This window comes from Pantoea sp. 18069 (assembly GCF_902706035.1).
Lineage (GTDB): Bacteria > Pseudomonadota > Gammaproteobacteria > Burkholderiales > Burkholderiaceae_C > Comamonas.
Genome location: NZ_CACSJA010000023.1, coordinates 60,501 through 86,485, shown reverse-complemented (window position 1 = coordinate 86,485; position 25,985 = coordinate 60,501). Strand labels below are relative to the sequence as shown.

21 protein-coding genes are annotated in these 25,985 nt (G+C 65.5%); 5 read left to right on the top strand and 16 right to left on the bottom strand.

Annotated features, from left to right (window positions below):
- Positions 1 to 134 precede the first annotated feature (134 nt).
- Positions 135 to 1,142 carry a bile acid:sodium symporter family protein gene (locus tag GVL12_RS17595; protein ID WP_159916393.1) on the top strand — a complete coding sequence of 336 codons (1,008 nt, stop codon included), beginning with the start codon at positions 135 to 137 and terminating at the stop codon, positions 1,140 to 1,142.
- Position 1,143: 1 nt separating this feature from the next.
- Here the strand turns inward: GVL12_RS17595 and GVL12_RS17590 are convergent, their stop codons facing one another.
- From GVL12_RS17590 to GVL12_RS17570, 5 genes are all read right to left on the bottom strand, one after another.
- The gene (locus tag GVL12_RS17590; RefSeq protein ID WP_159916391.1) at positions 1,144 to 2,091 is read right to left on the bottom strand and encodes an isoaspartyl peptidase/L-asparaginase family protein; all 948 of its coding nucleotides are present in this window, start codon (positions 2,089 to 2,091) and stop codon (positions 1,144 to 1,146) included.
- Between the two features lie 111 nt (positions 2,092 to 2,202).
- Positions 2,203 to 3,297, bottom strand: a complete 1,095-nt coding sequence (locus tag GVL12_RS17585) for a DUF6817 domain-containing protein (RefSeq protein WP_159916389.1) — start codon at positions 3,295 to 3,297, stop codon at positions 2,203 to 2,205.
- Positions 3,298 to 3,375: 78 nt separating this feature from the next.
- Positions 3,376 to 4,176, bottom strand: coding sequence for a MetQ/NlpA family ABC transporter substrate-binding protein (locus GVL12_RS17580; protein WP_159916387.1), 801 nt, complete (start codon positions 4,174 to 4,176; stop codon positions 3,376 to 3,378).
- Positions 4,177 to 4,249: 73 nt separating this feature from the next.
- Positions 4,250 to 4,915, bottom strand: a complete 666-nt coding sequence (locus tag GVL12_RS17575; protein ID WP_159916385.1) for a methionine ABC transporter permease — start codon at positions 4,913 to 4,915, stop codon at positions 4,250 to 4,252.
- Between the two features lie 3 nt (positions 4,916 to 4,918).
- Positions 4,919 to 5,962 carry a methionine ABC transporter ATP-binding protein gene (locus tag GVL12_RS17570; RefSeq protein WP_159916383.1) on the bottom strand — a complete coding sequence of 348 codons (1,044 nt, stop codon included), beginning with the start codon at positions 5,960 to 5,962 and terminating at the stop codon, positions 4,919 to 4,921.
- A gap of 312 nt (positions 5,963 to 6,274) precedes the next feature.
- Here GVL12_RS17570 and GVL12_RS17565 point away from each other — a divergent pair, with 312 nt between their 5' ends.
- On the top strand, positions 6,275 to 7,210 hold the full coding sequence (locus GVL12_RS17565; protein WP_159916381.1) for a Dyp-type peroxidase: 936 nt from the start codon (positions 6,275 to 6,277) through the stop codon (positions 7,208 to 7,210).
- A 32-nt stretch (positions 7,211 to 7,242) separates the two neighbouring features.
- Here GVL12_RS17565 and gudD read toward each other — a convergent pair whose 3' ends face one another.
- Both gudD and GVL12_RS17555 read right to left on the bottom strand, forming a co-directional pair.
- A complete protein-coding gene (gene gudD / locus GVL12_RS17560; protein ID WP_159916379.1) occupies positions 7,243 to 8,589 on the bottom strand; it encodes a glucarate dehydratase in 1,347 nt (448 codons plus the stop codon).
- 73 nt (positions 8,590 to 8,662) lie between these two features.
- Positions 8,663 to 9,643, bottom strand: a complete 981-nt coding sequence (locus GVL12_RS17555) for a tripartite tricarboxylate transporter substrate binding protein (protein WP_159916377.1) — start codon at positions 9,641 to 9,643, stop codon at positions 8,663 to 8,665.
- Between the two features lie 268 nt (positions 9,644 to 9,911).
- Here GVL12_RS17555 and GVL12_RS17550 point away from each other — a divergent pair, with 268 nt between their 5' ends.
- The gene (locus tag GVL12_RS17550; RefSeq protein WP_159916375.1) at positions 9,912 to 10,913 is read left to right on the top strand and encodes a LacI family DNA-binding transcriptional regulator; all 1,002 of its coding nucleotides are present in this window, start codon (positions 9,912 to 9,914) and stop codon (positions 10,911 to 10,913) included.
- Positions 10,914 to 10,923: 10 nt separating this feature from the next.
- Here GVL12_RS17550 and GVL12_RS17545 read toward each other — a convergent pair whose 3' ends face one another.
- Both GVL12_RS17545 and GVL12_RS17540 read right to left on the bottom strand, forming a co-directional pair.
- The gene (locus tag GVL12_RS17545) at positions 10,924 to 11,910 is read right to left on the bottom strand and encodes a tripartite tricarboxylate transporter substrate binding protein (protein WP_159916372.1); all 987 of its coding nucleotides are present in this window, start codon (positions 11,908 to 11,910) and stop codon (positions 10,924 to 10,926) included.
- Positions 11,911 to 11,939: 29 nt separating this feature from the next.
- Positions 11,940 to 13,037 carry a mandelate racemase/muconate lactonizing enzyme family protein gene (locus tag GVL12_RS17540; protein ID WP_159916370.1) on the bottom strand — a complete coding sequence of 366 codons (1,098 nt, stop codon included), beginning with the start codon at positions 13,035 to 13,037 and terminating at the stop codon, positions 11,940 to 11,942.
- Between the two features lie 91 nt (positions 13,038 to 13,128).
- Between GVL12_RS17540 and GVL12_RS17535 the strand changes: the two genes are divergently transcribed.
- Entirely contained in the window at positions 13,129 to 14,037 is a 909-nt protein-coding gene (locus GVL12_RS17535) for a LysR family transcriptional regulator (protein WP_159916368.1), read from the top strand.
- Positions 14,038 to 14,208: 171 nt separating this feature from the next.
- On the opposite strand, the gene phaR is transcribed toward GVL12_RS17535, so the two are convergent.
- Entirely contained in the window at positions 14,209 to 14,742 is a 534-nt protein-coding gene (phaR, locus tag GVL12_RS17530) for a polyhydroxyalkanoate synthesis repressor PhaR (RefSeq protein WP_159916366.1), read from the bottom strand.
- A gap of 300 nt (positions 14,743 to 15,042) precedes the next feature.
- Between phaR and gabT the strand changes: the two genes are divergently transcribed.
- The gene (gene gabT, locus GVL12_RS17525) at positions 15,043 to 16,314 is read left to right on the top strand and encodes a 4-aminobutyrate--2-oxoglutarate transaminase (RefSeq protein ID WP_200843857.1); all 1,272 of its coding nucleotides are present in this window, start codon (positions 15,043 to 15,045) and stop codon (positions 16,312 to 16,314) included.
- Between the two features lie 108 nt (positions 16,315 to 16,422).
- On the opposite strand, the gene GVL12_RS17520 is transcribed toward gabT, so the two are convergent.
- The 6 genes from GVL12_RS17520 to GVL12_RS17495 form a co-directional block, all read right to left on the bottom strand.
- Positions 16,423 to 18,048: a SpoVR family protein gene (locus GVL12_RS17520; protein ID WP_159916362.1), complete on the bottom strand. Its 1,626-nt coding sequence runs from the start codon at positions 18,046 to 18,048 to the stop codon at positions 16,423 to 16,425.
- Complete coding sequence (locus GVL12_RS17515; protein ID WP_159916360.1) at positions 18,045 to 19,313, bottom strand: YeaH/YhbH family protein; 1,269 nt, start codon at positions 19,311 to 19,313, stop codon at positions 18,045 to 18,047. The genes GVL12_RS17520 and GVL12_RS17515 overlap by 4 nt, the downstream gene beginning before the upstream one ends.
- 47 nt (positions 19,314 to 19,360) lie before the next feature.
- A complete protein-coding gene (locus GVL12_RS17510; RefSeq protein WP_159916358.1) occupies positions 19,361 to 21,283 on the bottom strand; it encodes a PrkA family serine protein kinase in 1,923 nt (640 codons plus the stop codon).
- A 288-nt stretch (positions 21,284 to 21,571) separates the two neighbouring features.
- Positions 21,572 to 23,470, bottom strand: coding sequence for a PD40 domain-containing protein (locus GVL12_RS17505; RefSeq protein ID WP_159916356.1), 1,899 nt, complete (start codon positions 23,468 to 23,470; stop codon positions 21,572 to 21,574).
- 100 nt (positions 23,471 to 23,570) lie between these two features.
- Positions 23,571 to 24,746, bottom strand: a complete 1,176-nt coding sequence (locus tag GVL12_RS17500; RefSeq protein ID WP_200843856.1) for a lactonase family protein — start codon at positions 24,744 to 24,746, stop codon at positions 23,571 to 23,573.
- Positions 24,747 to 24,906: 160 nt separating this feature from the next.
- Positions 24,907 to 25,836, bottom strand: a complete 930-nt coding sequence (locus tag GVL12_RS17495; protein WP_159916354.1) for a helix-turn-helix domain-containing protein — start codon at positions 25,834 to 25,836, stop codon at positions 24,907 to 24,909.
- Between the last annotated feature and the right edge of the window lie 149 nt (positions 25,837 to 25,985).

The window sequence follows — 25,985 nt, the reverse complement described above, 5'->3', positions numbered from 1 at the left end:
GCTATTTTCTTAACCCGGCCAATCACACAAAACGTGATCAGGTAAGGCCAAAAGCATCGGATGCTTCGCATCCGGCGCTCTACCTCCCCGGCATGAATGCCGAGGTTTCACGCGCACTCTGATGAAAGCACGGCATGGCCCGACCCCGATTCCTTCCTGACAACTTCACTTTGATGCTCGCGGCCACGGTGCTGCTGGCCAGCTTCCTTCCTGTCCACGGCGTCGTCGCGCTTGGCCTGGAGTGGGTGACGGTGGGCGTGATTTTTTTCCTGTTCTTCCTGCATGGCGCCAAGCTCTCGCGCCAGGCCATCTGGGCCGGCATCAGCCATTGGCGGCTGCACCTGCTGGTCACGGCGATCACTTTCGTGGTGTTCCCGCTGCTGGGCTGGGGCCTGCGCCCCGTACTCGAGCCGCTGCTGACGCCCGACCTGTATCTGGGCGTGCTGTTTCTGTGCACCCTGCCGGCCACCGTGCAGTCGGCCGTGACGCTCACGGCCGTGGCGCGCGGCAACATGCCGGCCGCGATCTGCAGCGCCTCGGGCTCGACGCTGATGGGCATTGTGCTCACGCCGCTGCTGGTGGGCCTGCTGCTGTCGCAGACCGCGACCAGCAGCGACCCGCTGCAGGCCATGGGCCGGATCGCGCTGCAGCTGCTGCTGCCGTTTGCGCTCGGCCATGGCCTGCGCCCCTGGATCTCGCCGTTCCTGCAGCGCCATGCCAAGCGCCTCAAGGGGCTGGACCAGAGCTCCATCCTGCTGGTCGTCTACTCGGCCTTCAGCGCTTCGGTCGTGGCCGGACTCTGGAGCCGGATTCCGCTGCTTGCGCTCGTGGCGCTGGTACTGGTCTGCGGTTTGCTGCTGGCCTTGTCCATGGGCCTGAGCGCCTGGCTTGCGCGGCGCTGCGGTTTTTCCAAGGAAGACGAGATCACCATCGTCTTCTGTGGCGCGCAGAAAAGCCTGGTCAGCGGCGTGCCCATGGCCAAGGTGCTGTTCGAGCCCAGTGTCATGGGCGTCATCGTGCTGCCGCTGATGATTTTCCACCCCATGCAATTGATGGTTTCGGCCTGGGTCGCCGGGCGCTATGCGCGCCACGCGACCGGCCCCGAAGCGCTGGCCGAAGCAGCCGCGCCGACCAAGGCCTGAATCAACGGCCAGGCGCCTCGTCCTGGAAGATCGCGGTGCACGCGGCTTCGCCCTGGCGCTGCACGCCGCGGTACATGCCCGAAGTATTGAACGGCATGCTCACCTCGCCCCGGGCGTCGACCGCGATCAGGCCGCCGCGCCCGCCAATGCGCAGCAGCTCGCCGAACACCACGTCGGGCGCGGCTTCCTGCAGCGTCTGGCCGCGGTAGGCCATGCGCGCGTGCACGTCGTGCGCGGCTGCGGTGCGGATGAAATGCTCGCCCGTTCCCGTGGCGACCACGGCGCAGCTCAGGTCATTGGCATAGATGCCCGCGCCTATCACCGCCGAGTCGCCCACGCGGCCCGCGCGCTTGGCCGTGAGGCCGCCGGTCGATACCGCGGCCGCGAGATGGCCGCCCGCGTCCAGCGCCACCGCCCCGACCGTGCCGAAATGGCCGCTCTCCTGCGGCGGCGCCTGCATCCCGGCGGGCTTGCGCTGCTGCTGCACGCGGCGCAGCTCGGCGAGCCGTTCATCGGTATGAAAGTAGGCCTCGGGCTCCATGGCCAGCCCCATCTGCTGGGCAAAGCACTGCGCGCCTTCGCCGACCATCAGCACATGGCCCGAAGCTTCGAGCACGCTGCGCGCCAGCGCCACCGGATTGCGCACGCCGTGCACGCAGGCCACGGCGCCCGCTGCAAGGCGCTGGCCGTCCATCACCGCCGCGTCCATCTCGTGGCGCGCATCGGCCGTGTAGACCGAACCCCGGCCCGCATTGAACAACGGGCAGTCCTCGAGCGACACCACGGCCGCCTGGACCGCGTCAAGCGCCGCGCCGCCGCTTTCGAGCACCGCCGCGCCCGCGGCCAGCGCGGCCTTGAGCGCGAAGTGATAAGGCGCCTCGATCGCGGGATCGGGCGACATCGTGCCGGCGCCGCCATGCACGGCAATCACAAAAGGTACATGTCCCATGGAGCCTCCTCGACCGTCCAGCCTGCATGCTGCGCCCTAGCGACTGCGCACGGCCGTAGGCCGGGGCGGTCGCCGCATGCCAGCCGGTGGCTGCCCCTGGGCCTGGCCCGCTCAGGCCGGCGTGCGCAGCGCGAGGTTGTTGAGCTTGTCGAGCCGCCCGGGCCAGCTGCCCTGCTGCGCGGACTGCAGCAGGATGCGCGTCCAGGCCACCCAGGCGTCCCACTGCACGCGCTTGTCCCAGGCGTTGCCCCAGGCGCTGAAGCATTGCAGCGCGCTGGTCGCGGCGCGCTCGGCGTCGGCGCCGCGTCCCGCCGACAGGTAGAGCTGCGCCAGCACCATCTGCGGCTCGCCGACCCAGGGGTTGTGGCGCACGGCGTGCTCGAGCACGGCCGTCGCGGCATCGAGATCGACCAGCGGCTGGTCGAGCTGTATCACCGACCAGTACAGCGATGTCGCCGCGGCCTCGTCGGCCAGCGACAGCGCCTGCGTGCACTGGCCGAACACCGGCGGCAGCGGCAGCAGGTCATGCAATGCCGGGTGCTGCAGCGCCTGGCCCAGGCAGGCAATCTGGTGCAGCATGCGGCCGCTGGGGCGCATGGGGCCGGGCCACAGCGATGCCGCCCAATGCTGGGCCTGCTGGCGCTCGTTTTGCACCCGCGGGAACTGCGAATAGATGTCGTCCTGCCAGCTGAACCACTGCTCTATGCTGTCGGCCATGCTGACGATGATGAAGGCCGCGACTTCGAACGGCGTGAGCACCATGGGCGCGCCGTTCTTCTCGAGCACCACGCTGCCGTCGGCCTCGATCTCGCCGGCCATCACGCGCTGCACGAACTGCGTGCGGCTCATGGTGCAAAAAAGGTAGACCAGGTGCTCGCAGCCCTCGCCGACGAGCTCGGCCAGGCGGCCGCGCTCGCTGGCCGCATCGAACTTCACCAGGTCGACGAAGGCATTGCCGTAGACGCTGTGCAGCAGGCCCAGCAGGCGCACTTCGCGCGGCTGGCGCCACAGCGCAAGCGAGCGCGCGACGCCCACCAGGTGGTGGCGGAAGGTACCCGCCTTGTGCCAGTCCTGGCCCACGTTGCGTGCCAGCACCACCGGCAGCAGCGGCGCGAGATCGGCGTCCTTGGCGATCCACTCATCGTCGAGCAGCGCCTGGGCGCGCGCGAACAGCGTGGGGTCGAGAGCGTGAAAAGGCAGGGTCATGGGCACATCTCCATCGAAAAAAAAGCGCTGCACCTCGCGGGGCACAGCGCATGGCAATCCAGGGCGCGCGGCCCGACCTTACCAGGCGACCGTGTACGCGCCCTTGAAGGTGGCGTCGACGAACTGCTTGACTTCGGGCGACTGGTAGGCCTTGACGAAGGCCTGCAGGTCGGCGTCCTTCTCATGGCCGGCGCGCGTGGCGATCAGCACCGTGACATAGGGCGTGTCGGTGTTCTCCAGCGCCAGCGAATCCTTTTGCGGCGACAGGCCAGCGGCCACGGCATAGCTGCTGTTGACGGCCGCGGCATCGAGGTCGTCGAGCGAGCGCGCGAGCTGCGCGGCTTCGAGTTCGACGAACCTGAGCTTTTTCGGGTTGGCCGTGATGTCGAGCACCGAAGCGCGCGCGCCCACGCCGGGCTTGAGCGTGATGAGCTTTTGCTCGACCAGCACCAGCAGCGCGCGCGAACCATTGGTCGGGTCGTTGGGAATGCCCACGCGCGCGCCGCTCTTGAGGTCTTCCAGGCGCTTGACCTTCTTCGAGTACACGCCCATCTGCTGGTTCACGGCCTTGGCCACGGGCACGAGCTTGTAGCCGCGGTCCTTGTTCTGCGCGTCCATGAACGGCTGGTGCTGGTAGATGTTGGCGTCGAGCTCGCCTTGCACCAGCGCCGCATTGGGCTGGATGAAGTCGCCGAATTCGACCAGCTTGACCTTGAGGCCGTTCTTTTCGGCAACGCGCTTGGCGACTTCGGCAATCTGCGCATGCGGGCCGGCGGTGACGCCTATGACCACCTGCTGGTCGGCGGCGAACGCGCTCAGGCTGTTCAAAGGAAATGCGGCCGCGAGGGCCAGGGTTTGCAATACAACGCGCTTGTTCATCATCGACTTTCCTCGTTCCCTGCCCTGTGCGGGCACCATGGCCGGCCTGCACCAGCGGCACAGGCTGGCCCCTTCAGCGGTGGCTCAGCCGGCGCACCACCCAGTCGCCCAGGCTCTGTATGGCCTGCACGAAAAAGATCAGCACGATCACCACGGCCAGCATCACGTCCGGCAGGAAGCGCTGGTAGCCGTAGCGGATGCCCAGGTCGCCCAGGCCGCCGCCGCCGATCGCGCCGGCCATGGCCGAGTAGCCGGTCAGGCTCACGAAGCTGATGGTCAGGCCGGCGACGATGCCCGGCAGGGCTTCGGGCAGCAGCACTTTCCAGACGATCTGGCTGGTGGTCGCGCCCATGGCCTGGGCCGCTTCGACCAGGCCGTTGTCGACTTCGCGCAATGCGGTTTCGACCAGGCGCGCGATGAACGGCGCGGCGGCGAGCGTCAGCGGCACCACGGCCGCGCCCGTGCCTATCGACGAGCCCGTGATCAGCCGCGTGAACGGAATGATCGCGACCAGCAAGATGATGAACGGCGTCGAGCGCACGGCATTGACGATCCAGCCCACGGTCTTGTTCAGCGGGCCGTTTTCCAGCACACCGCCGTGGTCCGTGAGACGCAGGAACACGCCCAGCGGAATGCCCAGCAGACCGCCGACCAGGCCGGAGATACCGACCATCACCACGGTTTCCCACAGCGAGATGGCAAACAGCTCCAGCATCATTTCAGAGAAATTTTCAAACATCGCTCAACCCTCGATCTGTACGGTTTCGACCTGTACGCCCGCCGCCCGCAGGTGCGCGATCGCCGCCAGGATCTGCGCCGCGTCGCCACTCGCAAACACGGCCAGCGAGCCGAAAGTCTGCTCCTGGATTTCATCGATCTGGCCGTGCAGGATGCTCAGGTCCAGGCCGAAGTCGCGGATCATCTGCGACAGGATGGGCTGGTAGGCGCTTTCGCCCGCATACGACAGGCGCAGCAACTGGCCCGCGCGCCCCTTGAGATTGGCCGCGAGCGTGCGCACGCGTGCGAGCACGCTGGCCGGCAGTTCCTGGGGCAGTATCTCGTCGATCAGGCTCTTGGTGATGGCCTGCTGCGGGCGCGTGAAGACGTCGATGACCGGGCCGATTTCGGCGATGCGCCCGGCGTCGATCACCGCCACGCGGTCGGCGATCTGCTTGATGACCTGCATCTGGTGGGTGATCAGCACCACCGTCAGGCCCAGCTCGCGGTTGACCTTGCGCAGCAGGTCGAGAATGGAACGCGTGGTCTCGGGGTCCAGCGCCGACGTGGCTTCGTCGCTGAGCAGCACCTTGGGGTTGCTGGCGAGCGCGCGCGCAATGCCCACGCGCTGCTTTTGCCCGCCCGAGATCTGCGACGGGTAGCGGTCGCGCAGCGCGGTCAGGCCCACGAGTTCGAGCAGGGGCTCGACGCGCGCGCGTATCGCTTCCCTGGACATGCCCACGAGTTCGAGCGGCAGCGCGGCGTTGTCGAACACGGTGCGCGAGGACAGCAGGTTGAAGTGCTGGAACACCATGCCGATGTCGCGGCGCGCGGCGCGCAGGTCGGCGTCATTGAGTTTGGTCAGGTCGCGGCCGTTGACGATCACTTCGCCGTGGGTCGGGCGGTTGAGCAAGTTGATGCAGCGCACCAGCGAACTCTTGCCCGCGCCGCTGCGGCCGATGATGCCGAACACCTCACCGGCCTCGATATGCAGGTCGATGCCGCGCAAGGCCTCGACCGGGCCCGTCGCGCCCTGGTAGATCTGGGAAAGCCCCCGAATGTCGATCATGGAATGTGCTTTGGCGCAGTGCAGACCTGCGGCCTGCCTGCGCGCGTTAAATAGGAAAAGGAAACGCGCCCGCGCCGGTGGAGGCGCGGGCGATCAAGACGAACAGTGCCTGGCGTCGCGCGCCAGATCGGTGTTAACCCTAAACTATGCCTCAAATTGCCGCGCGCTACAGCGACGGCGCGCATTGCCCCGCGCGGCCGGCCGGCGCACCCCGTATTGTCTTCGCTTTGCCGCGGCCGGCGGGGAATGCCAGGGCATCGCGCTCGCGCTTTGCCAGCCACAATAGCGCCTAGAACTCTTTTGAATCATCCCATGACCATTTTCCAAGCCGGCATTCTGCAGCCCGTCCCCGCGATTGGACGCTACGTCTTTTTCTCCCTCACGGCCGCGGCGCAAGGCGATCCCGCATTGCTGCGCCAGAGCCTGCAACAGCTGGCCGCGCTGGTCGATGGCGAGCGCGTGGTTGCCGCCTTCGGACAGGATCTGGTGCAGGCGCTAGGCGCCGAAGTGCCGGGCCTGCGCACTTTTCCCGAACTCACCGGCCCCGGCGTGAAGGCACCCGCAACGCCGGTGGCGCTGTGCCTGTGGCTGCGCGGCCAGGACCTGGGCGAGCTGCTGGCGCTCACGCGCCGGCTCGAAAAGGCGCTGGCGCCCGCGCTCAAGGCCTTGCGCGTGGTCGAAGCCTTTCGCCACGGCAAAGGCGTGTCGGGCCACGGCCTGGACCTGAGCGGCTATGAAGACGGCACAGAGAACCCGCAGGAAGCCGCCGCCGTTGCCGCGGCATTCGCCAGCGGGCTTGGCGAAGGGCTGGACGGCTCGAGCTATCTCGCGCTGCAGCAGTGGCTGCACGACTTCGACGCCTTCGAAGCCATGTCGGAAATGGCGCAGGACCACTGCATGGGCCGCCGGCGCAGCGACAACGAGGAACTCGAGGACGCGCCCGAATCGGCCCACGTCAAGCGCACGGCGCAGGAAGACTTCGCGCCCGAAGCCTTTGTGCTGCGCCGCTCCATGCCCTGGGCGCTGCATACGCCCAGCGGCGACAAGGCCGGCCTGATGTTCGCGGCGTTCGGCTGCTCTTTCTACGCCTTCGAAGCGCAGATGCGGCGCATGCTGGGCCAGGACGACGGCATCGTCGATGCGCTGTTCCGCTTCTCCGCGCCGATCACGGGCGCCTACCTCTGGTGCCCGCCGATGCGCGACGGACGGCTGGACCTGCGCGCGCTGTCGCTGCCCGCGCAGGCCTGACGTACCGTCCCTGCGCAGACCGGGCCGCGGTCTCAGCGCACCATGCAGGGGCGCTTGTTGTCGAACTGCCAGCCCGGCACCAGATACTGCATGGCCGTCGCGTCATCGCGCGCGCCCAGGCCGTGCTGGAGGTATAGCTGGTGGGCGCGCTCGACGGCGTCCATGTCCAGCGCTATGCCCAGGCCGCCGCACTGGGGCAGCTCGATATGGCCGTTCTTGATCTGCAGCGGGTTCTTGGTCAGATATTGGCCGTCCTGCCAGATCCAGTGCGTGTCGATGGCCGTCACGCGCCCGGGCGCGGCCGCGCCCACATGGGTGAACATCGCCAGCGACACGTCGAAGTGGTTGTTGGAGTGCGAGCCCCAGGTCAGGCCGAAGGCCTGGCACAGCTGGGCCACGCGCACCGAGCCGGCCATGGTCCAGAAATGCGGATCGGCCAGCGGAATGTCCACCGACTGCAGCGAGATCGAATGCGCCATCTGGCGCCAGTCCGTCGCGACCATGTTGGTGGCCGTGGGCAGGCCCGTGGCACGGCGAAACTCCGCCATGACTTCGCGGCCCGAAAAACCGCCTTCGGCGCCGCAAGGGTCTTCGGCATAGGCCAGCACGCCGTGCAGATCGCGCGTGAGGCGAATCGCGTCCTTGAGCAGCCAGCCGCCATTGGGGTCCAGCGTGACGCGTGCCTTGGGAAAGCGCTCGTGCAGCGCACGGATGGCCTCGACCTCGTCCTCGCCGCGCAGCACCCCGCCCTTGAGCTTGAAGTCCTCGAAGCCATAGCGTTCATGCGCGGCTTCGGCCAGGCGCACGATGGCCTCGGGTGTCATGGCCTTTTCGTGGCGCAGGCGCAGCCAGTCGTCGGCGGCGCCCGGGTCGGTCTGGTAAGGCAGGTCGGTCAGCGTGCGATCGCCCACATAGAACAGATAGCCCAGCATCTGCACCGAAGTGCGCTGCACGCCTTCGCCCAGCAGCGCGGCCACGGGCACGCCCAGGTGCTGGCCCAGCAGGTCCAGCAGCGCGGATTCCGCCGCGGTGACCGCATGGATGGCGATGCGCAGGTCAAACGTCTGCAGCCCGCGCCCGCCGCTGTCGCGCCCTTCGAACGCGGCGCGCATGGCATTGAGCACGGCGTTGTAGTTGCCCACGGGCTGGCCGACGATCAGCTGGCCGGCGTCTTCGAGCGTCTGGCGGATCTTCTCGCCGCCCGGCACTTCACCGACGCCGGTGTTGCCGGCGCTGTCGGTCAGCACCAGCAGATTGCGCGTGAAGAACGGCGCGTGCGCACCGCTGAGATTGAGAAGCATGCTGTCGTGGCCGGCGACGGGAATGACCCGCAACTGGGTGACGACAGGGGTGGAGGAGCTTGCTTGCGAGGGAGCCATAGTGAGACCAGGTACAAAGAGAGAATGAACCGGCCTGGGTGTCGTTCAGGCCATGGGGTGGTGGGTCGGAAGTTCAGTTGGCCGTGATGCCGCCGGTCTCGATCACCTGCTTCCAGCGCGCGAATTCCTTGGCCTGGAACCGGGTGAACTCCTCGGGGCTGCTGGCCACGACTTCGAGGCCGGCGTCGGTGAATTGCCGGGTCAGCGCCGGGTCCTTCAATGCATTGACGATGCCTGCGTGCAGCCTGGCCTTGACGTCGGCCGGCAGGTTCTTCGGCGCGGCAATGCCTTGCCATGCATAGACCTCCACGCCCTGGACGCCAGCTTCCGCCGTGGTCGGGACATCGGGCAGCACCGGGGAGCGCCTGTCGCCCGTGACGGCGATGGCCTTGAGCTTGCCGGCCTTGATGTGCTGGATGACGGCGTTCACGTTCTGGAAGGACATGTCGACCTGGCCGCCCAGCAGATCGGTGATCGCCGGGGCACCGCCCTTGTAGGGAACGTGCAGGCCCTTGGTGCCGGTCTTCTGCCAGAACAGCTCGGCCGTGAGGTGGTCGGACGAGCCCGCGCCCGATGTCGCGAAGCTCACGGAGCCCGGCTTGGCCTGGTGCATGGCGATGACGTCCTGGATGCTGTTGATCGTGGAAGCCAGCGCGGGATTCACGACCAGCACATTGGGCGTCTGCACGGCCACCGTGAGGTAGCTGAAGTCCTTGAGCGGATCGTAGGGCAGGTTCTTGAGCAGGTGCGGCGCCACGACGAACGGCGCCAGCGACGACACCAGCAAGGTGTAGCCATCGGCCGGCGCGCGCGCGACCTGGGTCGCGCCAATGCTGCCTGTCGCTCCGGCCTTGTTCTCGACGACGAAAGTCTGCTTGAACTGCGTGCCCAGATGGTTGCTCACGGCGCGCGCGATGGTGTCGGTCGCGCCGCCCGCGGGAAATGGAACGATCACATTCACGGACTTGTCAGGCCAGGCGAATGCGGGAGCCGTCGCGCCGAGGCTGGCCAGGGCGATGCAAAGGGCCGAGGTGGCGGTCTTGAGTGCTTTCATCCGTTGTCTCCGATATATGCCGGGCAAAGTTGGAAGCCTTTACCCGGTCAGTAATGATGCTAGATAACGTTAACATTTCCAGAACTCCAGATTGTTAACGTGAACATTAGCCTTTAAATCGGTATTAACCCTGGCTTGAAAGATTTTTGCGCTGGAGGCGGGCATGGAGCGGGCATGCTGAACTCCCTACAATCGCGCGAATCCCACCGTGCTGAGCCCGTGCGCAGCGCCGGCTCAGGCCCCTGCGCGTGCCGCGCTGTCAACAGGAATGAATTTGTCCCGAAAGCCCGCTACCGTTCAAGATGTCGCCACCCTCGCGGGCGTTTCCGCGATGACGGTCTCGCGGGCGCTGAACATGCCCGGGAAAGTCACGCCCGACACCCTGGCGCGGGTTCGGCTCGCGGTCGACACCCTGGGCTATGTGCCCAACGCCATGGCCAGCGGCCTGCGCACGGCGCGTGCGCGCATGGTCGCGGCGCTGCTGCCCACCCTGGTCGGCCCGGTGTTCGAGGAACTGGTCGAGTCGCTCGCCGAGTCGCTCAAGCGCAGCGGCTATCAGCTGATGATCGGGCAGGCCGGCTACGACGCCGCCCAGGAGGAAGCGCTGATCAAGACCATCATCCAGCGCCGCCCGGACGGCATTGTGCTGGTCGGCGCAGCCTCGTCCGCAGGCGGGCGCAGCGCCTTGCTCGCGTCCAGGATTCCGGTCGTCGAGACCTGGGACTTCAGCGACCACCCGATCGACATGCTGGTCGGCTTCTCGCATGTCGCGATCGGCGAATCCGTGGCCGAATTCCTGCACGAACGCGGGCACCGGCATGTCGCCATCATCACCGGCGACGATGCGCGCGCGCGCACGCGGGCCCAGGCCTTCATAGACCGCTCCAAGGCGCTGGGCGCGCAGTCGGCCCGGTGTTTTTTCACCAGGGCGCCCAGCACCCTGGGTGCGGGACGCAAAGGCCTGGCGTCGCTGATCCAGGCCGCGCCGGACATCTCCGCGGTGTTCTGCAGCTCGGACAGCCTGGCCCTGGGCGCGGCGATCGAAGCCCAGCACCAGGAAATCCGCGTGCCGGACCAGCTCGCCATCGTCGGCATGGGCGACCAGAGCTTTGCCCAGGATGCGCAGCCCGCGCTGACGACGGTGCGGCTCGACGGCACGCGCATCGGCGAGATCGCGGCCGAACTCATGATCGCGCGCGCCGAGGGCCGGCCGGTCGCCAGCCCCGTGGTCGATGTGGGTTTTCACATCGTGGTCAGAGACAGCACATAGGCGGCACCTCTCATTCCGGCCGGATACCGCCCTTGCGTATCACTTCGGTCCATTTCGTGACCTCTTCCTGGATGCGCTGCGCGAATTCAGCGGGCGTGCTGCCCACGGGCTCGAAGCCCATGGACTTGAGGCGCGACTGCATTTCGCCCTGGCGTATGGAGGCACGCAAGGCCCCGCTGACCTTGTCGACCGCCGCTGCAGGAATGCCTTTGGGCGCAATCAGCCCGAACAGCGGCATGATGTCGACCCCTGGCAGCTTCGCTTCGGTGAACGTGGGCACGTCGGGCAGTTGCAGCGCGCGCTGCGGGCCGGTCACGGCAAGCGCGCGCAGCTTGCCGGCCTTGATGTGTTCGGCCAGTGTCGGCACGGTCGCGAACGCAAACTGCACCTGGCCGCCGAGCAGATCGGAAATGACGGTGCCGCCGCCCTTGTAGGGAATGTGGATGACCTTGAGCCCGGCCTGCTGCGCCAGTTGCTCTCCCGCCAGGTGCGGCCCGCTGCCCACGCCCGCCGAGCCATAGGCCAGCGTGCCGGGCTCGGCCCTGGCCTTGGCAATGAAGCTGGCCAGGTCCTTGACCGGCACCGAAGGATGGGTGACCAGCACGAACTGCGCGGTGGCGATCAGGCTGATCGGCGTGAAGTCCTTTTGCGTATCGTAGGTCAGGCGCGCTCCCAGCAGGCCGGGGTTGATGGTGAACGTGCTGTCGATCATGCCCAGCGTATAGCCATCGGCCTCGGACTGCGCGAGCGCGCGCGTGCCTATGGTCGTGCCGCCCCCGCCCTTGTTGTCGATGATGAACGACTGGCCCAGCGCCTGCTGCAGCGCCTGGCCCGCGAGCCGGCCCAGGTTGTCGGTCGCGCCGCCCGCGGGATAGGGAACGATGATGCGCACGGTCTTGTCGGGGTAGGCGCCGATGCTGGCCAGGGCCCAGGGGGCGGCGCTGCCCAGCGCAAGGCCTGCGCAGTGGCTGATGAAAGTGCGGCGGGTGTTGTGCATGCTTGTCTCCTGTTTGAATTCCTGCAATCTCAGTGCGCGTACCTGCCCTGGGCCAGCGCGGCCTCGGGGTCCGCGCCCAGACCCGGCCCATCGGGCACCTGCAGCCAGCCCTGCTCGATCGGCAGCGTGCGGCCATAGGGCACATGGGCGAGTTCGACATAGAGGCGCTCGAGCGACACTTCGGTTTCCTGCGCGGCAATCAGGTGCAGGCTGGCCAGAAAGCCCGGCCCGAAGAACGCGACCTGGGGCGCGCAGGTCACGCCGCTGCCTTCGCAGGCGCGCGAGATGTCCCAGGCGGCCGTCAGGCCGAGCTTGATCACGCTGGGCTGCACGTATTGCACCGTGGCGTTCTCCACCATGCGCTGCAGCGCCAGCGCACAGCTGGCGTTTTCGCCCACGGCCAGCGGCACGGGAACGCGCTCGCGCAGCGCGGCCAGCGCCTGGTCGTTTTCGGGCATCCAGGTCGGCTCCTCGATCCAGAAAGGCTTGTAGGGCAGCATTTGCGTGATCGCAGCTTCGGCTTCCTCGGGCAGCCAGGCGCAGTTGGTGTCGACCATCACCGGCACATCGGGGCCCACGGCCTGGCGCACCGCCGCCAGCGCCGGCGCGGTGCGCTCGTGCAGCTTGATTTCGGTAAAGCCTTCGGCCAGCGCGCGCTGGGTGACCTGTTCGAGCAGGGCGCCGTCGGCGTAGTACTGCAGCAGTGAGGCATAGACGCGCACCCGGTCGCGGCGCTTGCCGCCCAGCAGCGCGTACAGCGGCACACCAGCCCTTTTCGCGCGCAGATCCCACAGCGCGATATCCAGCCCCGCGAGCGCATGCACCACCGGCCCCGAGCGGCCCAGGTTGTGCAGCATGCGCTGCATGGACGGCAGCAAGGACGCGTCATCGGCCTGCCTGCCGCAGGCCAGCGGCGCAATCAATGTCTCGAAAATGGCCTGCAGCGCGCGCGGCTCTACGCAGTAGGACTCGCCCCAGGCGACCGTGCCGTCCTGCGTCTCGACCCGCACCAGCGCGCTGTCGAGCTTGTCGCGCGGCCGGCCCGCGAACAGCGGCGGCTCGCTCCAGTGATGGAAGGGAAGCCGCATGGGGATGCAGGTGACAGCGGCGATGGTGTTGGCGCTCATGAACGGAACCGGTGATGACAGACCGCCCATTCTTGGCGCCCCGCAGCCTATGGTCAAATAGCTAAAGAGACTGCTTCCATACGAATTCCATATGCTGAGTCGACGAGAACTCCTGCTGCTGCGCGCCATGTACCTGCAAGGCACGGTGACCGCCGCTGCCCACTCCATCCACATGACCCAGCCCGCAGCGAGCGCGCTGCTCAAGGACATGGAGACCCGGCTGGGCTTTGCGCTGTTCAGCCGCGAGAACCGGCGGCTGCATCTGACCAGCCAGGGCCGTTCGCTGATTCCCGAAGTGCTCAATGCGCTGTCGGGCATGGAGTCGGTCGACCGGCTGGCCAGCGATATCCGCAAAGGCGCGTCGGACCGGCTCAGCATCGGTGCCGTGGCCGTGGCTTCATCGATGCTGCTGCCGCAGGCGCTGCTCACGGTGCGCCGCGCCTACCCGGGCATCACGTTCACGGTGCGCGCGGGCTCGGGGCTGGAGATTGTCGAAATGGCTGTGGACCACCGCATCGACCTGGGCATCGTAATCGGATCTTCAGCACCCAATGACCGGGTGCTCAAGGAGCCGCTGGCCGCAGTGAGCCTGTTCGCCATCTTTCATCCGGACCATCCGCAGGCGCATGCCAGGGCGCTGACGCTGACCGAAGTCGCCGCGCTCGGCCTCATCGCCCTGTCGCCCGCGCTTCCCGCGGGCCTGGCGACGCAGCAGGCATTTCAGGACAACGGACTCGAGTACCGTCCGTTGATGGAAGTCGCGCAGTCCTTCACGGCCTGCGAACTCGCAGGCCAGCAACTGGGCGTGGCCGTGGTGGAGTCGCTGGGCGCGCGTTATGCGCAGCGCATGGGCCTTGTGGCCAGGCATTTGCTGACCATGAACGACTCCGCGCTATCGCTGGTAAGCCCCAAGGACAGACCGCTCGAAGGGCCTGGGCAATGCCTGCGGGAGGCGCTGCGCGTGGCCGTGGGGGGGCTGGGGGTGATGACGGGAAATTGAGGGTCAGGTCCGTGCCTCGCCCGCTTGTTCTTCGGCCTTTCGACAAGTTCAGGGCGAACGCGTACACACCGTTCGTGGTGAGCCCGTCGAACCATGAACGGCCTGTCCTCATGGGCAAGCCCTGCTGTTTCTTGATAACGCATGGCGAGACTTGCTCAGGGCGAAACAAGCCTAACGCTTCAAGCCCATCGCCTCGAGCATCTGCTCGGTCTGCTTTTGCATCTGCTCCTGCATCTGCGTGAGCATGGTCTGCGACTGGCCCAGGTAGTTGCCGACCATGCCCTGCATCAGCGAGGGCTGCATGCGCACGAACTGGTTCCACATTTCGGGGGTCGCGCCCTGCTCCACCATACGGGCCTGAAAGTCGCTGAACATCTGCACGTTCTTCTCGAGGCTCGCGCCCATGCTGCCCTGCATCGCGTGGCCGTAGAAACGGATGATGTTGGCCAGCACGGCTTCGGTGAACATCGGCGCGCCGCCGGCTTCTTCCTCGAGAATGATCTGCAGCAGGATGCTGCGCGTGAGGTCGTCGCCGGTCTTGGCGTCGCGCACCACGAGCTGCTCGTTGGCCATGACCAGCGACTTGACTTCCGACAGCGTGATGTAGGTGGAGGTGTCCGTGTCGTAGAGCCTGCGATTCGGGTACTTCTTGATGACGCGCGGCCGGGGCTTGGCTGGCGCGTTCGGTGTCTGATTCTCTTGCACGGCTGACTCCTCTGGGGCATGGCGCCCCTGCTTTGCACTGCAACAGGGATTTTAGACATACCCCACGCTGCGCTTGCGCAGAACTTACCCTGAGCGCGAGCAGCAGCGTCAAACACAGAGAAAACCCCTTGCTCCCGGGGAAAGAACGGACGGCAAGGCGCCTGGCGCAGCGATCCCATCGCGGCCGACAAAGGGGGCTTTGCCGGCAACGCATCGCTGCGGTCGCCTACAGCCATATGCATTCCCTGCAGCGCACCATCGGGCAACGGGCCGGGTGCGCCGGCCTGCATGGACCGCCAGATGAGCACCAACACCGAACTACAGCTGCGCCGGATCGCGGCCATGCCGCGCGGCATCAGCGTGCTGTGCCACTTCCACGCCGCCCAGGCCGACAACGCGCTGATCACCGACACCGAAGGCCGGCAATACATAGACTTCTCAGCCGGTATCGCGGTGCTCAACACCGGGCACCGCCATCCCCGCGTGGTCGCGGCCATAGAGCAGCAGCTCGCGCGCTTCACCCACACCGCGTTCCAGGTCGTGGCCTATGAAAGCGCCATCGCGCTGGCCGAGCGCCTCAACGCGCTCGCGCCTATCGCGGGCCCGGCCAAGACGGCGCTGTTCACCACCGGCGTAGAAGCCGTGGAAAACGCGGTGAAGATCGCGCGCCATGCCACGGGCCGCTCGGCGCTGATCGCGTTCAACGGCGCATTCCACGGCCGCACGCTGCTGGGGCTGTCGCTGACCGGCAAGGTCGAGCCCTACAAGGCCGGTTTTGGCAGCATGGTGCCCGAGGTCTATCACCTGCCCTTCCCCAGCGAAGCGCTGGGCGTGAGCGTCGACGATGCGCTGGCCGCGCTGGCCCGGCTTTTCAAGGTGGATGTGGACCCGCAGCGCGTCGCCGCGATCCTGATCGAGCCGGTGCAGGGCGAAGGCGGCTTCTACCCCGCGCCGCCCGCGCTGCTAGAAAGCCTGCGCGCGCTGTGCGACACCCATGGCATCTTGCTCATTGCCGACGAGGTACAGACCGGCTTCGGCCGCACGGGGCGGCTGTTCGCCATGCAGCACCACAGCGTCCACGCCGATCTGATCTGCATGGCCAAGAGCCTGGGCGGCGGCATGCCGCTGGCTGGCGTCGTCGGCCGCGCGGCGGTCATGGACTCGCCGGCACCGGGCGGACTGGGCAGCACCTACGCGGCCAATCCGCTGTCCGTGGCGGCGGCCCATGCGGTGCTCGACATCATCGAAGATGAAAAGCTCTGCGCGCGCGCCCAGACGCTGGGCGACAGGCTACAGGCCCGCCTCAAGCGCTTGCAGGCGGCGGACGCGGGCATCGTGGAAGTGCGCGGCCTGGGCTCGATGGTCGCCATGGAATTGCGCAAGGCCGGCACGCATGCACCCGACGTCGAGCGCGTGAACGCCATATTGCGGGCCGCGCTGTCCCGGGGCCTGCTGCTGCTGAACTGCGGCCTGTATGGCAACGTCGTGCGCTTTCTCTATCCGCTGACCATCGACGACGCGCTGTTCGACCGCGCGCTCGATATTCTCGATGACGTCATCCAGGGTAGCTAGACGCAGGGCGCGCGCCACCCACGGCGCATGCAGCCGGCGTGTCCCGGCGCAGAGGGGATGGCCGCCCCGAAGCTTGAACTGACGGCATTAGCGCTCAGGGAGCGTTTTTCAGCCAGGCCCCGGCACGGAGTGCAGCAGCACGGGCGCTTCACCGTCGGCATCGACGCTTTCGAGCTGCACGCCAAAGCCCCACAGGCGCGCCGCGTGCTTGAGCACTTCCTGCACGTCGTCCGTGAGCGGGCGGCCCTGGTAGCGGGTGTGGCGCAGCGTGAGGCCCCGGTCGCCGCGCAGGTTCACGTTCCAGACCTGGATATTGGGCTCGCGCGCGCCCAGGTCATACTGCTGCGACAGGGTCTGGCGCAGCGTGCGGTAGCCGTCTTCGTTGTGGATGGCGCTGACCAGCAGCTCGCGCTGGCTGGAATCGTCATGGATGGAGAACAGCCGCATGTCGCGCATCAGTTGCGGGCTCAGGAACTGGCCCACGAAGCTCTCGTCCTTGAAGTTCTGCATCGCGTGGTGCAGCGCCGGCAGCCAGGGCGTGCCGGCCATGTCCGGGAACCAGCGCCGGTCTTCCTCGGTCGGCTCCTGGCAGATGCGCCGGATGTCGCGGTACATCGCGAAGCCCAGCGCATAGGGGTTGATGCCGCTGTAGGCGCGGTGCCCCGCGGGCGGCTGGTAGATCACATTGGTGTGCGAGGACAGCCATTCGATCATCACGCCGTCGGTGAGCCAGCCCTCGTCGTACATGGTGTTGAGCAGGGTGTAGTGCCAGAACGTGGCCCAGCCTTCGTTCATCACCTGGGTCTGGCGCTGCGGGTAGAAATACTGGGCGATCTTGCGCACGATGCGCACGATCTCGCGCTGCCAGGGCTCCATCAGCGGCGCGTTCTTCTCGACGAAGTACAGCAGGTTCTCTTCGGGCTCCTTGGGAAAGCGCTCGTCTTCCTGCGCCGCGCTGTCCTTGTCCGGGCGCGTGGGCAGCGTGCGCCACAGCACATTCACCTGCTGCTGGGCATAGGCCTCGCGCTGCTCGCGCTCGGCGCGTTCGCGCGCGAGGTTCTTCTTGCTCGGACGACGGTAGCGGTCCACGCCCAGGTTGGCCAGCGCATGGCAGGAGTCGAGCCACTGCTCCACGGCTTCCAGGCCATGGCGCTCCTCGCACTGGGCGACGAAATCGCGCGCATAGACCAGGTAGTCGATGATGCTGCCCGCATCGGTCCACATGCCGAACAGGTAGTTGTTCTTGAAGAAGCTGTTGTGCCCGTAGGCCGCGTGGGCGATCACCAGCGCCTGCATGGCGGTGGTGTTTTCCTCCATCAGGTAGCTGATGCAGGGGTTGGAGTTGATCACGATCTCATAGGCCAGGCCCATGTGGCCGCGGCGGTAGCGCCGCTCGGTGGCGAGAAAGTCCTTGCCATAGCTCCAGTGGCGGTAGCCCACCGGCATGCCCGCGCCCGCGTAGGCGTCCATCATCTGCTCGGCCGAGATCACTTCGAGCTGATTGGGGTAGGTGTCCAGGCCGAAGCGCCCGGCGGTATCGGCAATCGCCGCGTGGTAGCGCTCGATCAGCTCGAAAGTCCAGTCGCTGGGGTCCGGCAGCGGCTGCGCCGGACGCTTGCCCGCAGGCAGCGGCGCCGAGGGCACGCCGCGCTGCATGCGCTCGGCCGCGGCAGACGGCCGCCAGGGTTGCGTGCCCTGGCGCGGCGCAAGCACCGGGTACTGAGAAAGGTTCATACAGCAACCCCCTCTTTCTTGAACAGATCGCGAAAGACCGGGTAGATATCGCCGGCCACGGAAACCTTGCGCAACGCGAAGTGCGAAAACAGCCGCGCCAGCTGGCTGTATTCCTGCCACAGGCTTTGCTCCTCCTGCACCACCTGCACATAGGCGAAGTAGCGCACCAGCGGCAGGATTTTCTCGGCCAGCAGGCTGCGGCAGTTGGCGCCGTCGTCATTGAAATTGTCGCCATCGCTGGCCTGGGCCACATAGATGTTCCAGTCGCCCGCGGGGTAGCGCGTGCGCATGATCTGGTCGAGCAGCACCAGCGCGCTGCTGACCACCGTGCCGCCGGTCTCCTGCGAATGGAAGAATTCGTCCTCGCCGACTTCGGTGGCCTGGGTGTGGTGGCGGATGAAGACGATGTCTATCTTCTCGTAGTGGCGCGTAAGGAACAGATACAGCAGGATGAAGAAACGCTTGGCCAGATCCTTGCGCGCCTGGTCCATGGAGCCAGAGACGTCCATCAGGCAGAACATCACGGCCTGGCTGCTGGGCTGGGGCACGCGCGAGCGGCTGCGAAAACGCAGGTCGATGGGGTCGAGAAAGGCCACCTTGGCGATGCGCTTCTTGAGCGCATCGATGCGCTGCTGCAGTTCGGCCAGCACCTCGCTGGTGCCATCGTCCTGCGCCAGCAGGGCTTCGAGCTGGGCCTGCAAGGTCTTGAGCTCGCGCTGCGGCGCCTTGGTCAGCGCAATGCGCCGGCCCAGCGCACCGCCCATGGTGCGCAGCAAGGCGAGGTTTTGCGGCGTGCCGTCGTGGCTGTAGCCGGCGCGGCGCATCTTGTACTGCTGGGTGCTGGCGATATGGGTGCGCATCAGCCGCGGCAGCGCCAGATCTTCAAAGAACAGCTCCATGAACTCTTCCTTGGACAGCGTGAAGGTGAAGTCGTCCTCGCCCTCGCCGCTGTCGCTGGCCTGCGACCCCGTGCCACCCGCCCCGCCCCGGGGCCGCGCAATACGGTCGCCGCGCACATGCTCGCTGTTGCCCGGGTGCACGGTGTCGGAGATGCCGCCCTGGCCGTGGCGGAACAAGGGCTCGCGGATGTCCTTGCGCGGAATGGTGATGCTCTCGGCCTGCTCGATATGGCGGATGTCGCGCTTTGCCACGGAGCGCTGCACCGCCTCGGCAATCTGCTGCTTGTAGCGGCGCACGAAACGTTCGCGGTTGCCCACCGACTTGTTCTTGCCGGAAAGCCTGCGGTCGATGATATGCAATGCCATCTTTGCCCCCGATCCATGGTCCGGCGCGCGCGATGCGCGCGCACCGCTCAGCTGCTCTTGCGCACGCGCAGGTACCACTCGCACAGCAGGCGCACCTGCTTGGGCGTGTAGCCCTTGGCTTCCATGCGCATCACGAAGTCCTCGTGCTTGCGCGCGTCCTCGGCGTTGGCCTTGGCGTTGAAGCTGATCACGGGCAGCAGCTCCTCGGTATTGGAGAACATCTTCTTCTCGATCACCAGGCGCAGCTTCTCGTAGCTGGTCCACGCCGGGTTCTTGCCCAGGTTGTTGGCGCGCGCACGCAGCACGAAGTTGACGATCTCGTTGCGGAAATCCTTGGGGTTGGCGACGCCCGCGGGCTTCTCTATCTTCTCGAGCTCGGCATTGAGCGCGGCGCGGTCGAAGGCTTCGCCGGTGTCGTTGTCGCGGTACTCGTTGTCCTGGATCCAGTAGTCGGCGTAGGTGACGTAGCGGTCGAAGATGTTCTGGCCGTACTCGCTGTAGCTTTCGAGGTAGGCGGTCTGGATTTCCTTGCCGATGAACTCGGCGTAATGCGGCGACAGGTACTCCTTGATGTAGCCGGTGTACTTGGTCTCGAGCTCGGCCGAGAACTGCTCGCGCTCGATCTGCTGCTCGAGCACATACATCAGGTGCACCGGGTTGGCCGCGACTTCGGTGCTGTCGTAGTTGAACACCCGCGACAGGATCTTGAACGCGAAGCGCGTGGAGATGCCCGACATGCCTTCATCGACGCCCGCGAAGTCGCGGTACTCCTGGTAGCTCTTGGCGCGTGGGTCGGTGTCCTTGAGGCTTTCGCCATCATAGACCTGCATCTTGCTGAAGATGCTCGAGTTCTCGGGCTCCACGAGGCGCGTGAGCACCGCGAACTGCGCCATCATCTTGAGCGTGCCGGGCGCGCAGACCGCGTGGGCCAGCGACGATTCGCGGATCAGCTTCTCGTAGATCTTCACTTCCTCGGAAACGCGCAGGCAGTACGGCACCTTGACGATGTAGATGCGATCGAGGAAAGCCTCGTTGTTGCGGTTGTTGCGAAACGCCTTCCACTCGCTCTCGTTGCTGTGCGCCAGCACCATGCCGTCGAACGGAATCGCGCCAAAGCCTTCCGTGCCCTTGTAGTTGCCTTCCTGCGTCGCGGTGAGCAGCGGGTGCAGCACCTTGATGGGCGCCTTGAACATTTCCACGAACTCCAGCAGGCCCTGGTTGGCCAGGCACAGGCCGCCGGAGTAGCTGTAGGCGTCGGTGTCGTCCTGGGCGAAGTTCTCGAGCTTGCGGATATCGACCTTGCCCACCAGACTGGAAATGTCCTGGTTGTTCTCGTCGCCCGGCTCGGTCTTGGCGATCGCGACCTGCTTGAGAATGCTGGGGTAGCGCTTGACGACGCGGAACTGGCGGATATCGCCACCGAGCTCCTCCAGGCGCTTGACGGCCCAGGGCGAGAGCACATGCTGCAGGGCGCGCCGCGGAATGCCGAACTGCTCCTCGAGCACCTGCCCGTCCTCGACGGCATCGAACAGGCCCAGCGGCGACTCGTTGACCGGCGAGCCCTTGAGCGCGTAGAACGGCACTTTCTGCATCAGGTACTTCAGGCGCTCGGCGATCGAGCTCTTGCCCCCGCCCACCGGGCCCAGCAGGTAGAGGATCTGCTTGCGCTCCTCGAGCCCCTGGCCCGCGTGGCGAAAGAAGCTCACCACCTGCTCGATCGAGTCCTCCATGCCGTAGAACTCGGCAAAGGCGGGATAGCGGCGGATTATCTTGTTGGCGAACAGACGCGACAGGCGCGGGTCGTTGCGCGTGTCCACCATGACCGGCTCACCCATGGCCAGCAGCATGCGCTGGGCGGCGCCTTCATAGGCCGTGGGATCGCGCAGGCACAGCGCCAGATATTCGTCGACCGACATTTCCTCCTCGCGCAGTCGAGCGTACCGCGCAGCCGAATTGCTGATGACATCCATACGATCTCCCGTGGCAACACCCAAAGGCGAAAAGTGCCGCAAGTTGCAAGGCATTCGCTTGCCGTATGTCGACGTTGTAGCATCTGGACGCCGGTTTGGATAGACCATTTATGCCATAACGCGCGTGGCCCATGGTTTGATTGCCGAACACCGGCGCCGCGGGGGCGGCGTCGCGCCCGTTTGCGCCCTGCGTGCCTGCAGGTGGCGATTCGCCCCATATTCACGCCAGTGCCAAGTCGGCAAGGCCATGCATCACGCGAACGGGAAGAACGCGCAAAAACCGGAAATTCAATGGCTGGGCACGAACAGCGGCATAGAGTCTTCCCATTTGCTGTCGGTGAGAATTCTCTTGTTGCGGCCGTCCGCATCCATCACGTAAATCTGGCCGTATTGCTGGAACGTCTGTTCATACAGCGCTGCCTCGTCGCGAAAGCCATGCCGCGAGCCGCTCCACAGAATGCGTCCGTCCGCGGCCCACACCGCGTGACCATCGCTTGAACCATGGTCGGTGCAGCGGTATAGGTCCGAGCCATCCGGACGGATGGTGTAGATGTCGTAGTTGCTGTCGTCGCGCTTGCGCGTGAAGACGATGCGCTTGCCGTCGGGCGACCAGCCCGGCATGTTGTCCTGGCCATTGGTGAGGACACGGATCCTGCGGGTTTCCAGATTCAGAATGCGCAGGCCACGCTCCTCCTTACCCCACACACGGTAGGCAATTTCCTTGCCGTCGCCGGAATAGCTCGGGAAACCAGCATTCACGACGCCATCCGTCAATTGTTCCGCGCCACTGCCGTCAGGGCGCACGCGCCACAGCGCTGCCGCCATGGTGTTGCGCTCAAAGAACCAGTAGCCCAGACCGAACGTCAGCCACTGACCATCGGGCGACCAGCAAGGCTGGAATGCGCCCGCCAGGCCCACGCGCACCTTGGCTTCGTCGAGGCCCTGTCCCGACGATTCGAACACCTTGCGCCTTTGCGAACCATCGCCGCGCATGATCCACAGCGAGCTGTTGCCCAGTTGCTTGTCGGTGAACGCAATCCAGCCATCTCGCGACATGAGCGGATAGACATCGATGTGGCGGTATTCGAAATCCGGGTCCCAGCTGAACAACGGCTTCATCAGTGGACGTATCGGCTTGAACGAGACCTTCTCGTAGATCACGGACTTGCCATCGGCCGTCCAGCTCGGTGCGCGCGCAAAGGGCTGCCTGACCGGCGCACGGCCCGACGTATAGGCCAACCCTTCGTTCGGCCCGTACTTGATGAGATAGCCGATTTCGGTGTCGCTCAGATACTGCGGCTGCAGCTTGAGGTCGGTGCCTGTGGTGTGCTCCACGCGATCGCCACCTGTGGCGGCGTCCACCGAAACGATCTGCGAATAGGCCTTGCCGATGTAGTTGGGTCGACGCGCGCCCCATGTGGCTTCCACCGTCATTTCATAGAACACGATGCGCTTGCCGTCCGGCGACCACTTGGGCGAACCGAGGCAGTAGCCTGGCTTGCCGACGATCTTGCGCAAACCCGTCCCATCGGGCTTGATCGCGTAGATTGCCAGCTCCTGCGTGTGCTCCCATCCCTGGCCCTGATCGTGCCCCGTCCATTCGGTGTTGCGGTCGCTGGAAAACGCGATCCACTGGCCATCTGCGGACCATGCAGGACGAAAATAGCAATCGGGCTTGCCGTCCTGGCCGCGGACTTCACCGATGCCGGTCAGCTGGGTGAGACGGCCCGAGTAGAGATCCTTGAGCCAGATGTTGGCGCGGTAGCCATTGCGCGTGGAAACGAAGGCGAGCAATCGGCCATCGGGCGAAAGCGCGGCAGCGTCGTCCATGGAGTCATCGACGACGACCGGCGAAACGCCTGTGCCGTCAGGCCGGGCGCGGTAGATATCGGACTGGCCATCACCCCGTCGCTCGGAAGTGAACAGCAGCCATTCGCCATTGCTGGAGAGGCTGGCGTTGTAGTCGAAGTCGCCATCGAGCAGCAGCTTGCGTTCGTTGCTGCCGTCCAGATTGGCGATGTACAGCTGCGACACGGAAGGTGCGATGCGGTTCATCAGCATCACGCCCTTCTTGCTCGCCGCCGGCGCCGTGGCCGCCTGTGCTTGCGCGCGCGCCAGCGTTGCAAAGGGCATCTGCGCTGCGATGGCAGCCGTACCTAGTAATCGTAGAGACTTTCTGCGGTCCATGAATATGCTCCTGAATATCTAATTGTGATTTTGGAAACTGCTGAAACGGAAAATCCGAACCCGGAGAACAGGGATGCTCCCTCGCACCGGTGTTCGGCAGTCAATCCACAAAGGTGAGGCTGATGGGCGCGGGTGATTCGGCGGATTGGCCGGCGTCGACAAGCTTGCCTGTGGCGGCATCCACGCCGAATACATTCACGCGATGGCTGCGCTCGTTGGCCACCAGCAGCCATCGGCCGGATGAATGCAGCGCAAACGTCCATGGGTTTTCACCGCCGCCGCCAATGGTCTGGATGAGCGTGAGTTCGCCACTGCCGGCGCTTGTCGAATAGACCTGCAACCGGTTTTCACCGCGATTGCCGACATAGACGAATCGACCATCGGCGCTGATCAGGATCGCGGAGCCGCTTTTGCTTCCGGTGAACTGCGGGCTGTGCGTCTGCAGGTTCTGGACAGCGGTCAATCGCCCCTGCGCAGCATCCCAACGCAACGTGGTGAGCTCGCCCGTCAGCTCGCTGAGCAGATGGACGAAGCGCTGGTCGTGGCTAAATACCAGATGCCGCGGCCCGCTGCCAGGTGGCGCGACGAAAGCATGACCGGAATGGCTGATGGAAAGCTTGCGGCTTGCGCGATCGAATGCATGGACGTAGACACGATCCGCCCCTAAATCGGCGGCAAGCAAATGGCTGCCGCTCGCATCCAGGAACACGCCGTGCGCATGCGGGCCGGTCTGGCGACGATGCGGGCCCGAACCCTCGTGCTGGCTGGTGCCGATCAGTGCCGCCAGATTGCCGTCTTCCTTCAGCGCAATGCTGGAGACGGATCCACCGCCATAGTTGGCGACGAGAAGCGTTTGGGATGCGGCGTCCAGCCATAGATGCGTGGGCCCGCTGCCGCCGGTGGATTGCTGCCCCATGGCGCGCAACAGACCGCTTTGTCGGTCCACTGAAAAAGCGGTGACTGTGCCTTCCGGCGCACCATCGTCGCTGGTCACGTACAGAATCGGCAGTGTGGGATGCGCCGCGCCCCAACGCGCCTTGGGCAACCCGGCCACCGGACCGATGGCGGTCAATTGCCCCGAACCCGCATCGAATCGCAGCGCGCGCAGACCGTTGCCATTCGCGCCCACATAGACCAGAGAGGTCTGCGGCGCATGCAGCTGCGCCAGATCCTGCGCGCTTGCACCGTACTCGGCGAGGGTCAATGCGAGAGAGAAAACCGCCGTATTGAGAATGCGCCGCCAGTACGGTGCACTGCGTTTGGGAGTCCATTTCACTGTCTTCAATTCCTGTAATTGGCGGTAGCAGGCAATGCTTTTCCTGCCCGCTTGCGCATGTCTCTTTATGAATTGAAGAATAATGAGTACGTGCCCCGGCGCCACGGCACAAAAGAGAGATTCACTGGCACTTTTCCACGCCAGCAGCCTTGCAAAGGCATCAATGGATGGCGGCGTGAGACTGGTGTCTGGCGGTGATGCGAAATTGGCTAGGCGACTGCCCCACTTCCTTGCGGAAAAAGCGCGTGAAATATGCCGCATCCGAAAAACCCAGGCCAAATGCAATCTGCTCCACCGGCAGGTCGCCAAAGATCAGGTGCCGCTTGGCCTCCATGATGAGGCGGGCGTGAACCATCTTGGCGGGGCTTTGCTCGACCACCGCGGCGCAGGCGGTGCGCAATTGCACCAACGAAACAGCCAGCATAGACGCGTAGTCCTGCAATTGCAGATGCTGCCGGTAATGCTGTTCGATCAGTTCGCGAAAGCGCTCCACCAGACGCGCTTCCCTGGGGCTGGGGCCGGCCTCGGGAATCACCTGATTGAGATGGCTGCGGCGCACCAGCATCAGCAGCAGCATGGTCAGCAGCGCCTCTATGCCCACCACATGTCCGGAAGGCTTGCTGGCAATTTCCTGCTCCAGCTGCATGACGATGGTGAATATCTGCTCTGCTGTTTCGGGCTCGTCGGCCAGCGAAATGGTGAGTGGCGCCGCCCACAATCTTCCGAACTCCGGCAGGCGCGTATTCACCTGCTTGAGATAGGTGACGTCCACCGTCACCACCCAGCGATCCACATCCATGTCATACCGCATGCCGTGCACCGTCTCGGTGGGCAGGAGCAGCACGGACGGTCCCTCGAACGGAACTGCGCGGCCTTCCAGATTCACGGCGCCCTTGCCGCTTCGCACGAAAATGATCTGGCCGTAATCAGGGTGCGCATGCGCATCGGTTTTCCAGCGCCCGCGGTCCGTCACATGCCCCACATTGACGAACCAGCCCTCCTCCTTTTCCGGGCGCTCGACATAGAGTCGAACCTTGGGAACCGTGGCGGATGCATTTTCCTGCCCTGGTGTGCGCTGTTGCATGGCCATCGCATTGTCTCTCTCAAGTCTTATATTGCACAAAATGGTAAGTGCTCATAGCCAATCCGCACATAGCGTTCCCACCCAAGGAATGTAAAGAACAGGAAAAGAAAAAACCATCCGCGCATCGAATATGCGCGGATGGCAAAACCCACCGG

Coding starts and splice junctions, on each gene's coding strand:
- GVL12_RS17565 (WP_159916381.1), top strand. CDS start 6,275: ATGACCATTTTCCAAGCCGGCATTCTGCAGCCCGTCCCCGCGATTGGA.
- GVL12_RS17580 (WP_159916387.1), bottom strand. CDS start 4,176: ATGAACAAGCGCGTTGTATTGCAAACCCTGGCCCTCGCGGCCGCATTT.
- GVL12_RS17510 (WP_159916358.1), bottom strand. CDS start 21,283: ATGGATGTCATCAGCAATTCGGCTGCGCGGTACGCTCGACTGCGCGAG.
- GVL12_RS17575 (WP_159916385.1), bottom strand. CDS start 4,915: ATGTTTGAAAATTTCTCTGAAATGATGCTGGAGCTGTTTGCCATCTCG.
- GVL12_RS17505 (WP_159916356.1), bottom strand. CDS start 23,470: ATGGACCGCAGAAAGTCTCTACGATTACTAGGTACGGCTGCCATCGCA.
- GVL12_RS17590 (WP_159916391.1), bottom strand. CDS start 2,091: ATGGGACATGTACCTTTTGTGATTGCCGTGCATGGCGGCGCCGGCACG.
- GVL12_RS17570 (WP_159916383.1), bottom strand. CDS start 5,962: ATGATCGACATTCGGGGGCTTTCCCAGATCTACCAGGGCGCGACGGGC.
- GVL12_RS17540 (WP_159916370.1), bottom strand. CDS start 13,037: ATGAGCGCCAACACCATCGCCGCTGTCACCTGCATCCCCATGCGGCTT.
- GVL12_RS17535 (WP_159916368.1), top strand. CDS start 13,129: ATGCTGAGTCGACGAGAACTCCTGCTGCTGCGCGCCATGTACCTGCAA.
- gudD (WP_159916379.1), bottom strand. CDS start 8,589: ATGGCTCCCTCGCAAGCAAGCTCCTCCACCCCTGTCGTCACCCAGTTG.
- GVL12_RS17515 (WP_159916360.1), bottom strand. CDS start 19,313: ATGGCATTGCATATCATCGACCGCAGGCTTTCCGGCAAGAACAAGTCG.
- GVL12_RS17550 (WP_159916375.1), top strand. CDS start 9,912: ATGAATTTGTCCCGAAAGCCCGCTACCGTTCAAGATGTCGCCACCCTC.
- gabT (WP_200843857.1), top strand. CDS start 15,043: ATGAGCACCAACACCGAACTACAGCTGCGCCGGATCGCGGCCATGCCG.
- GVL12_RS17520 (WP_159916362.1), bottom strand. CDS start 18,048: ATGAACCTTTCTCAGTACCCGGTGCTTGCGCCGCGCCAGGGCACGCAA.
- GVL12_RS17585 (WP_159916389.1), bottom strand. CDS start 3,297: ATGACCCTGCCTTTTCACGCTCTCGACCCCACGCTGTTCGCGCGCGCC.
- GVL12_RS17555 (WP_159916377.1), bottom strand. CDS start 9,643: ATGAAAGCACTCAAGACCGCCACCTCGGCCCTTTGCATCGCCCTGGCC.
- GVL12_RS17495 (WP_159916354.1), bottom strand. CDS start 25,836: ATGGCCATGCAACAGCGCACACCAGGGCAGGAAAATGCATCCGCCACG.
- GVL12_RS17545 (WP_159916372.1), bottom strand. CDS start 11,910: ATGCACAACACCCGCCGCACTTTCATCAGCCACTGCGCAGGCCTTGCG.
- GVL12_RS17595 (WP_159916393.1), top strand. CDS start 135: ATGGCCCGACCCCGATTCCTTCCTGACAACTTCACTTTGATGCTCGCG.